This is a genomic window from Kytococcus sp. HMSC28H12 (assembly GCF_001816045.1).
GTDB classification, from domain to species: domain Bacteria; phylum Actinomycetota; class Actinomycetes; order Actinomycetales; family Dermatophilaceae; genus Kytococcus; species Kytococcus schroeteri.
Genome location: NZ_KV824617.1, coordinates 6809 through 15493, shown reverse-complemented (window position 1 = coordinate 15493; position 8685 = coordinate 6809). Strand labels below are relative to the sequence as shown.

Annotated in this window: 10 protein-coding genes; 8 read left to right on the top strand and 2 right to left on the bottom strand. The window is 72.0% G+C overall.

Features of this window, described 5'->3' with window-relative positions:
- Both HMPREF3099_RS09880 and HMPREF3099_RS09875 read right to left on the bottom strand, forming a co-directional pair.
- Positions 1-579, bottom strand: a 579-nt coding sequence (locus HMPREF3099_RS09880) for an ABC-2 transporter permease (RefSeq protein ID WP_202816749.1), incomplete at its 3' end; no start/stop codon positions are given.
- Complete coding sequence (locus HMPREF3099_RS09875; protein ID WP_070705819.1) at positions 576-1307, bottom strand: ABC transporter ATP-binding protein; 732 nt, start codon at positions 1305-1307, stop codon at positions 576-578. The genes HMPREF3099_RS09880 and HMPREF3099_RS09875, both read right to left, overlap by 4 nt.
- A gap of 96 nt (positions 1308-1403) precedes the next feature.
- Here HMPREF3099_RS09875 and HMPREF3099_RS09870 point away from each other — a divergent pair, with 96 nt between their 5' ends.
- The 8 genes from HMPREF3099_RS09870 (at position 1404) to HMPREF3099_RS09835 (ending at position 8215) form a co-directional block, all read left to right on the top strand.
- A complete protein-coding gene (locus HMPREF3099_RS09870) occupies positions 1404-2120 on the top strand; it encodes a helix-turn-helix transcriptional regulator (RefSeq protein ID WP_070705818.1) in 717 nt (238 codons plus the stop codon).
- Positions 2117-3568: a Fe-S cluster assembly protein SufB gene (gene sufB / locus HMPREF3099_RS09865; protein ID WP_070705817.1), complete on the top strand. Its 1452-nt coding sequence runs from the start codon at positions 2117-2119 to the stop codon at positions 3566-3568. The genes HMPREF3099_RS09870 and sufB overlap by 4 nt, the downstream gene beginning before the upstream one ends.
- Entirely contained in the window at positions 3568-4833 is a 1266-nt protein-coding gene (sufD, locus tag HMPREF3099_RS09860; RefSeq protein WP_070705816.1) for a Fe-S cluster assembly protein SufD, read from the top strand. The genes sufB and sufD overlap by 1 nt, the downstream gene beginning before the upstream one ends.
- Positions 4833-5198: a non-heme iron oxygenase ferredoxin subunit gene (locus HMPREF3099_RS09855; protein ID WP_070705815.1), complete on the top strand. Its 366-nt coding sequence runs from the start codon at positions 4833-4835 to the stop codon at positions 5196-5198. Before sufD ends, HMPREF3099_RS09855 begins: the two co-directional genes overlap by 1 nt.
- Positions 5199-5266: 68 nt before the next feature.
- Complete coding sequence (sufC, locus tag HMPREF3099_RS09850) at positions 5267-6028, top strand: Fe-S cluster assembly ATPase SufC (RefSeq protein ID WP_070705814.1); 762 nt, start codon at positions 5267-5269, stop codon at positions 6026-6028.
- Complete coding sequence (locus HMPREF3099_RS09845; RefSeq protein ID WP_371327532.1) at positions 6025-7401, top strand: SufS family cysteine desulfurase; 1377 nt, start codon at positions 6025-6027, stop codon at positions 7399-7401. Before sufC ends, HMPREF3099_RS09845 begins: the two co-directional genes overlap by 4 nt.
- The gene (gene sufU, locus HMPREF3099_RS09840) at positions 7401-7889 is read left to right on the top strand and encodes a Fe-S cluster assembly sulfur transfer protein SufU (RefSeq protein ID WP_070705812.1); all 489 of its coding nucleotides are present in this window, start codon (positions 7401-7403) and stop codon (positions 7887-7889) included. Before HMPREF3099_RS09845 ends, sufU begins: the two co-directional genes overlap by 1 nt.
- Positions 7886-8215, top strand: a complete 330-nt coding sequence (locus tag HMPREF3099_RS09835; protein WP_070705811.1) for a metal-sulfur cluster assembly factor — start codon at positions 7886-7888, stop codon at positions 8213-8215. The genes sufU and HMPREF3099_RS09835 overlap by 4 nt, the downstream gene beginning before the upstream one ends.
- The last annotated feature ends 470 nt before the right edge of the window (positions 8216-8685 follow it).

Genomic DNA, 8685 nt, shown 5'->3' with positions numbered 1-8685 from the left:
CAGCAGGTTGGCCACGGCCAGCACGGCCTCGGCCCGCAGGCGCCCGCCCACGAGCACCGCCAGCACCACGAAGGCCGCGGCGCCGAGCACCCCCACCAGCAGCGCCGCGGGCACGCCGGACCAGGTGGGCTGCCAGCCGAGCGCCAGGCCCATTCCACCGAGCACCGCCACCTGCAGCGCGATGACGCCGAGCACGGCCACGATGCGTCCCCACACCAGCCCGCTGGCCCCCAGCGGTGTGGTGCCGAAGAGGCGCAGCACCCCGTACCGGCGGTCGAAGGCCAGCGCGATGGCCTGCCCGGTGAAGGCCGTGGACATGATCGCCAGCGCCAGCACGCCGGGCACGGCCAGGTCGATGCGGCGCCCCTCGCCGAGGGAGGGGGAGCTCGTGAGGTGCAGCGTCACCAGGGCCAGCAGCGGCAGCACGATCGAGACGAGCAGCTGCTCGCCGTTGCGCAGCAGCACGCCCGCCTCGTAGCGGGCCTGCGCCAGCACGCGTCGGGCGGCCGGGACCGCGCGCGCGGAGGCCGCCTCACCGCCGGTCGCGCCGGCAGGGGTCGTCGCGTCGTGGGCGCTCATGCGGCCTCCGTCTCCGTGCGTCCGGTGAGCGCGAAGAAGCGCTCCTCCAGCGTGCTGCCGTCCGCGACCTCGGCCACGGGTCCCTGCGCCACGCACCGCCCGGCGTCGATGACGACGACGCGGTCGGCCAGGCGCTCGGCCTCCTCGAAGGAGTGCGTGGTCACCACCACGGCCACCCCCTCCTGGGCGATGCGGCGCACCACGTCCCAGACGTCGAGCCGGCTGTGCGGGTCGAGGCCGGCGGTCGGCTCGTCGAGGAAGGTCACCTGCGGGCGGCCCACGAGCGCCGCGGCGAGGGCAACGCGCTGGCGCTGCCCGCCGGAGAGGCGGCGGATGATCCGCCTGTCGTAGCCGTGGATGCCGAGTCGGCGCCACAGGTCCTGCCACGGACGCGGGTCGGGGTAGAGGCGCGAGAGGTGGGCCAGCAGCACCGAGGGCCGCACACCCGTGGGCAGCCCACCGTCCTGCAGGGCCACCGAGACCCGACCGCGGTGCTCCGGGGTGGCACCCCACGGGTCGGTGCCGAGCACCCGCACGACGCCGGAGTCCGCCCGGAGCAGCCCGGTGGCGGTCTGCACCATGGTGGACTTGCCCGCACCGTTGCGTCCGAGCACGCAGGTCACCGCGCCCGCGGGGGCGGTGAAGGACAGGCCGTCCAGCGCCCGCACGCCCTCCCGGGTGAGGGCGACGTCGTCGAACAGCACGGCGGCGGGGGAGGTGGTCGGCACGGGGAGAACCCTACGTCGCGGCCGCGCTGGAGCACCGGGTGAGGTTCACCTCTCTTGGAGGGGAACAAAGATTTAGCGCACACTGTTGTTGTGTTTATGAGCGAGCCGGCGACGAGCACCCGTGAGCGGGTCCGTGCTGCCGTCTCCCAGGATGGCCCCATCACCGCCCGCGAGCTCTCCGACCAGCTCGACCTCACCGCCGCCGCGGTGCGCCGCCACCTCGACGCACTGGCCGCCGAGGGCGTCATCGCCGAGCACGAGCACGAGCTGGCCGCCGCGGGCACGCGTGGCCGCGGACGCCCCGCCCGCGCCTGGGTGCTCTCCGACGCGGGTCACACAACCCTGCCCACCGCCTACGACGAGATGGCCGTGGAGCTGCTGGAGTTCCTGCAGGCCACCGGCGGCACCGAGGCGGTGGCCGAGTACGCTCGCCGCCGCGCCGAGCAGCTCGTCTCGCGCTACGCCGATGCCGTGCGCGAGGCGGGGGAGGACCCGGTCGACCGCGCCCATGCCCTCTCGGCCGAGCTCGCCGGGGACGGCTACGCCCCCTCGGTGCGGCAGGTGCCGCAGGTCCACGGCGTCCAGCTCTGCCAGGGCCACTGCCCCGTGCAGCAGGCCGCCGAGGCCTTCCCCGCCCTGTGCGAGGCCGAGGCCGAGGCGTTCTCCGAGCTGCTGGGCGTGCACGTCCAGCGCCTGCAGACGCTGCCGGTCGGCGGCCACGTCTGCACCACCTTCGTCCCGGCCTCCGCGGTCACCGTGCGGCCGGGTCCCGACACGTCCACCACCCACCACCACGAGGAGAGGTCACGATGACCACGACGGCCGATGGCACCCCCAGCGGCGCCTCCCACATCGAGGAGCTGAACCCCGGTCTCAAGGACCTGGGCCGCTACGAGTACGGATGGCGCGACAGCGACGCCGCCGGTGAGGCCGCCCAGCGCGGCCTGTCCGAGGCCGTGGTGGAGGACATCACCACGCGCAAGGGTGAGCCGGAGTGGATGCGCACCATGCGTCTCAAGGCCCTGCGCCTGTTCGACCGCAAGCCGATGCCGCACTGGGGCTCGGACCTCTCGGACATCGACTTCCAGAACATCAAGTACTTCGTGAAGTCCACCGAGAAGCAGGCCACCACCTGGGACGAGCTGCCCGAGGACATCAAGAAGACCTACGACAAGCTCGGCATCCCGGAGGCGGAGAAGCAGCGCCTCATCGCCGGTGTGGCCGCCCAGTACGAGTCCGAGGTGGTGTACCACCAGATCCGCGAGGACCTGGAGGAGAAGGGCGTCATCTTCGTCGACACCGACACCGCCCTGCGCGAGCACGAGGACCTGTTCCGCGAGCACTTCGCCAGCGTCATCCCCGCCGGTGACAACAAGTTCTCCGCGCTGAACACCGCCGTGTGGTCCGGTGGCTCCTTCATCTACGTGCCGCCGGGCGTGCACGTGGACATCCCGCTGCAGGCCTACTTCCGCATCAACACCGAGAACATGGGCCAGTTCGAGCGGACGCTGATCATCGCCGACGAGGGCTCCTCGGTGCACTACGTGGAGGGCTGCACGGCGCCGATCTACCAGTCCGACTCGCTGCACAGCGCGGTGGTGGAGATCATCGTCAAGAAGAACGCCAAGGTGCGCTACACGACCATCCAGAACTGGTCGAACAACGTGTACAACCTGGTCACCAAGCGCGCCACCTGCGCCGAGGGCGCCACCATGGAGTGGATCGACGGCAACATCGGCTCCAAGGTGACGATGAAGTACCCGGCCGTCTTCCTCATGGGCGAGCACGCCAACGGCGAGACCCTGTCCGTGGCCTTCGCCGGCGAGGGCCAGCACCAGGATGCCGGCGCCAAGATGGTGCACAACGCCCCGCACACCACCAGCTCCATCGTGAGCAAGTCGGTGGCCCGCGGTGGTGGCCGCACCTCCTACCGCGGCCTGGTGCAGGTGGCCGAGGGCGCGTACGGCTCGAAGTCGTCCGTGGTCTGCGACGCCCTGCTGGTGGACCAGATCTCCCGGTCCGACACCTACCCCTACGTCGACATCCGCGAGGACGACGTGCAGATGGGCCACGAGGCCACCGTCTCCAAGGTGTCCGAGGACCAGATGTTCTACCTGATGTCCCGCGGTGTCTCCGAGACCGAGGCCATGGCCATGATCGTGCGCGGCTTCGTGGAGCCGATCGCCCGTGAGCTGCCGATGGAGTACGCCCTCGAGCTGAACCGCCTGATCGAGCTGCAGATGGAAGGAGCCGTCGGCTGATGTCGCTGCTCAGCGAGACGAAGAACGACCAGGCCGCCGGCGGACTCACCCCGGCCGCCACGCACACCGACCCGGCCGCCCAGCTGGGCACCCCGGCCGCCGACGAGTCGCGCGCCAAGCGCCGCCGCTCGCACGAGCCGACGGACTTCCCGGTGCCCACCGGGCGCGAGGAGGAGTGGCGCTTCACGCCGCTGGACCGCCTGGGCTCCCTGCTGCAGGAGAAGGCCACCGACACCAACGGCACCCCGGCCACCACCTGGGAGGTCAGCGGCGAGACCCACGTGGCCTCCCCGCTGGCCCCGGGCCAGGCGCCCCGCGGCACCGTGCTGGTGCCCGAGGACCGCGCCGCGGTCGTGGCCTCCGCCGGCAGCGAGCAGGCGCTGCACGTGGCCGTCCCGGCCGACACCGAGCTCACCGAGCCGATCGTGGTCCGCGTGACCGGCCAGGGCGCCGGCCGCCGCTCGAACGGGCACGTCGTCATCGACGCCGGGCGCCACAGCAAGGCCATGGTGATCCTCCACCACACCGGTGCGGCCGAGCACGGCGAGAACGTCGAGGTCGTGGCCGGCGACGGCTCGCAGCTCACCGTGGTGAGCCTGCAGGAGTGGGACGACGAGGCCGTGCACACCGGCCAGCAGGAGGCCCGCATCGGTCGCGACGCCACCTTCCGCCACATCGTGGTGACCCTGGGCGGCGACCTGGTGCGCCTCAACACCAACGTGTCCTACGAGGGCCCCGGCGGCTCGGCCAACCTGTACGGCGTGTACTTCGCCGACTCCGGCCAGCACCAGGAGCACCGCGTGTTCGTGGACCACAACGCCCCGAGGTGCCACTCCGACGTGCTCTACAAGGGCGCCCTGCAGGGCGAGACCGCGCGCACCGTGTGGGTGGGTGACGTGCTCATCCGCGCCGAGGCCGAGGGCACCGACACCTACGAGATGAACCGTAACCTGGTGCTCACCGACGGGGCGCGCGCCGACTCGGTGCCCAACCTGGAGATCGAGACCGGCGAGATCGAGGGGGCCGGCCACGCCAGCGCCACCGGCCGCTTCGACGACGAGCAGCTCTTCTACCTCATGGCGCGGGGCATCCCCGAGGCCGAGGCCCGCCGCCTGGTGGTGCGCGGCTTCTTCGCCGACATCGTGGGCCGCATCGGTGTGCCCGAGGTGACCGAGCGCATCATGCGCGCCATCGAGGTGGAGCTCGGGTTCGCCCCCACCGAGGCCGACGAGCTGCTCGACGACGACGCGGAGGCGACCGCCTGATGGCCGCCCGCGACGAGGGTCCGCACACCGGCGCGCTGCCGGTCGGCCAGGTCGAGGAGTACCTGGTGGGCACCCTGGACGAGCTGCCCGAGGTCGGCGGCGCCGTGGTGGAGCTCGGCGGACGCCGGGTGGCCGTGGTGCGCGACTCGAAGGGCGTCGTCCACGCCATCGACGACACGTGCAGCCACGCCAACGTCTCCCTCGCCGAGGGAGAGGTGCACGGCGACACCATCGAGTGCTGGCTGCACGGCTCGGAGTTCGACCTCAACGACGGGCACCCGCTGAGCCTGCCGGCCACCCAGCCGGTGGCCGTGCACACCGTGCGCATCGACGGCAGCTCGATCTACGTGGCGATCGCCTCCTGAAGGCCGCCGCACCCCCGACACCGGAACCACTGGTTCCCCCTGGCACCACCTGCGACGAAAGAGGACACATGAGCACCCTGGAGATCAAGGACCTGCACGTCTCGGTCAGCACGGACGACGGCGAGGACAAGGAGATCCTCAAGGGCGTCACCCTGACCATCAACTCCGGCGAGACCCACGCCATCATGGGCCCGAACGGCTCCGGCAAGTCCACGCTGGCCTACTCCATCGCCGGTCACCCCAAGTACACGGTGACCTCCGGCTCCATCACCCTGGACGGTGAGGACGTGCTGGAGATGAGCGTGGACGAGCGCGCCCGCGCCGGCCTGTTCCTGGCCATGCAGTACCCGGTGGAGGTGCCGGGCGTGACGGTGAGCAACTTCCTGCGCACCGCCAAGACGGCCGTGGCCGGCGAGGCCCCCAAGCTGCGCACCTGGGTCAAGGACGTCAAGAACACCATGGCCGACCTGCGCATGAAGCCCGAGTTCGCCGAGCGCGACGTGAACGCCGGCTTCTCCGGTGGTGAGAAGAAGCGCCACGAGATCCTGCAGCTCGAGCTGCTGCAGCCCAAGGTGGCCGTGCTCGACGAGACCGACTCCGGCCTCGACGTGGACGCGCTGCGCATCGTCTCCGAGGGCGTGAACCGCACCAAGGAGGCCAACGACATGGGCGTGCTGCTCATCACGCACTACACGCGCATCCTCAACTACATCAAGCCCGACTTCGTGCACGTCTTCGTGGACGGCCGCGTGGCCGAGGAGGGCGGCCCGGAGCTGGCCGAGCGCCTCGAGGCCGAGGGCTACGACCGCTTCACCCAGGCGGCGGTCTGAGCGTGAGCGCGTTCACCGACGCCGAGCTGGAGGAGCTGCGCGCGCAGTTCCCGGTGCTCCAGCGGACCGTCCGTGACGGGCGGCCGCTGGTGTACCTGGACTCCGGGGCCACGAGCCAGCAGCCGCTGGCCGTGCTGGAGGCCGAGCGGGAGTACCTCACCCAGCACCGTTCCGCGGTGCACCGGGGTGCCCACCAGCTGGCCGAGGAGGCCACGGACGCCTTCGAGGGGGCGCGCGAGCGGATCGCGCGCTTCATCGGGGCGCTGCGCACCGAGGAGGTGGTGTTCACCAAGAACGCCACCGAGGCGCTCAACCTCGTGGCCTACGCGTTCTCCAACGCCGGCGCCGCCGGCGCCATGGACGGGGCCGACCCCGCGGTGGCCGAGCGCTTCCGCCTCGGGCCGGGCGACAGCATCGTGGTGACCGAGGCCGAGCACCACGCCAATCTCGTGCCCTGGCAGGAGCTGGCCCGCCGCACCGGCGCCACGCTGCGCTGGCTGCCGCTGCTGGCCGACGGCCGGGTCGACCTCTCCGGCCTCGGCGAGGTCGTGGACGACACCACCAAGGTGCTGGCCTTCAGCCACGTCTCCAACGTGACCGGGGCCGTGGCCGACGTGCCGGCGCTGGTGGCCCGTGCCCGCGAGGTGGGTGCGCTCACCGTGGTGGACGGCGCGCAGTCCGTGCCGCACCTGCCGGTGGACGTCGCTGCCCTGGGCGTGGACTTCCTCGCCTTCACCGGCCACAAGGTGCTGGGCCCGTCCGGCATCGGTGTGCTCTGGGGCCGCCACGAGCTGCTGGCCGCGATGCCGCCGTTCATCACCGGTGGCTCCATGATCGAGCTGGTGCGCATGGAGGGCTCCACCTACGCCCCTCCACCGGCCCGCTTCGAGGCCGGGGTGCCCATGACCAGCCAGGCCGTGGGCCTGGGCGCGGCCGTGGAGTTCCTCGACGAGATCGGCATGGAGCGGGTGGCCGCCCACGACCGTGAGTTGGTGCAGTACGCGCTCGACGGCCTGGTGCAGCGCCCGTGGGTCACCGTCATCGGGCCCACCTCCACCGGCGTCGGCCCCGTGGCCGAGCGGGTGGGGGCGGTGTCCTTCACCGTCGAGGGCGTGCACCCGCACGACGTGGGGCAGGTGCTGGACGACTCCGGCGTCGCCGTGCGCACCGGGCACCACTGCGCTTGGCCGCTGCACCGCGCGCTGCGCGTGCCCGCCACCACGCGGGCCAGCTTCGCGGTGTACTCCACGCGGGCCGACGTGGACGCCTTCCTCGAGGCGCTGGACCGCGTGCCGGGCGTCTTCGGCATCGACGTGGGGACCCCCACCGGCGGCACCCCCGCGGGCCGCACCGACCAGGAGGCAGGAGCCTGATGGACCTGTACCAGGAGATCATCCTCGACCACTCCAAGAACCCGCAGAACGCCGGGCTGAGGGAGCCATTCGAGGCCGAGGTGCACCACGTGAACACCTCCTGCGGCGACGAGGTGACGGTGCGCGTGCACGTGGACACCTCCGTGGAGCCGCCCCGCATCGTGGACGTCTCCTACGACGCGATGGGGTGCAGCATCTCCACCGCGTCCACCTCGGTGATGACCGAGGAGACCATCGGCCACGACGCCGACGAGGTGGCCGGCAGCCTGGCGGAGATGAAGAAGATGCTCACCTCGCGCGGCCAGTACGAGGGCGACGAGGAGCTCATCGGCGACGGCGTGGCCTTCGCCGGCGTCTCGCAGTACCCGGCGCGCGTGAAGTGCGCGCTGCTGGGCTGGACCGCCCTCACCGACGCCCTGGCCCGCGCCGGGGTGGACGTGACCGGCGAGCACGACACCGACGCACCGACGAACGGAGCACAGGCATGACCGAGCAGCAGACCGCAGCAGCAGCCAGCACCGAGGACGTCACCGAGGCGCTGCGCGACGTGGTGGACCCCGAGCTGGGCATCAACGTCGTGGACCTCGGCCTCGTCTACGGGGTCACCGTGGAGGAGACGCACGCCGTCATCGACATGACGCTGACCTCCCCGGCGTGCCCGCTGACCGACGTCATCGAGGACCAGGTGGCCGGCGTGCTGGAGGGCCTCGTGTCCACGCACGTCATCAACTGGGTCTGGATGCCGCCGTGGGGCCCGGACAAGATCACCGACGACGGCCGCGAGCAGCTGCGCGCCCTGGGCTTCAACATCTGAGGCGGACTGCCGGGCGGACGCGAGGCCGCGCTGCCTGGCCGTCCAGGTGGGCACGCGCCACCCTCGCCGCAGGACCCCCGCGTGAGGTCAGCATCCCCGTGCTCTGACACGGGCGTCCTGATCCCGCGCGGGGGTCCTGCGCGTTCGTGGCGGCGCGCACGCGAAACCTCGCCGCGCACGCGACGCGTGCTCTCCGCACGCGCACCATCCCGTGCGGCGAGCGCCTTTGCCGTGCGGCCACCACCCATCCAGTGCGGCCAACACCTTTCCCGTGCCGCGCCGCCCTTCCCGTGCGCCGAGTGCCGGGCGCGGCGTTGACAGATCCCGAACTGCTGCCCGACGCCCGGCTTGCTTCTCCACGGAGGGCCCTCCCGGCAGGAGCGCCGCCCGGGAGGGGCGCGGGCGAAAGGGGCGCGGGCGAAAGGGGTGTCCTATCGCGCGATAGGTCGACCGATACGCAGGCGGGTGAC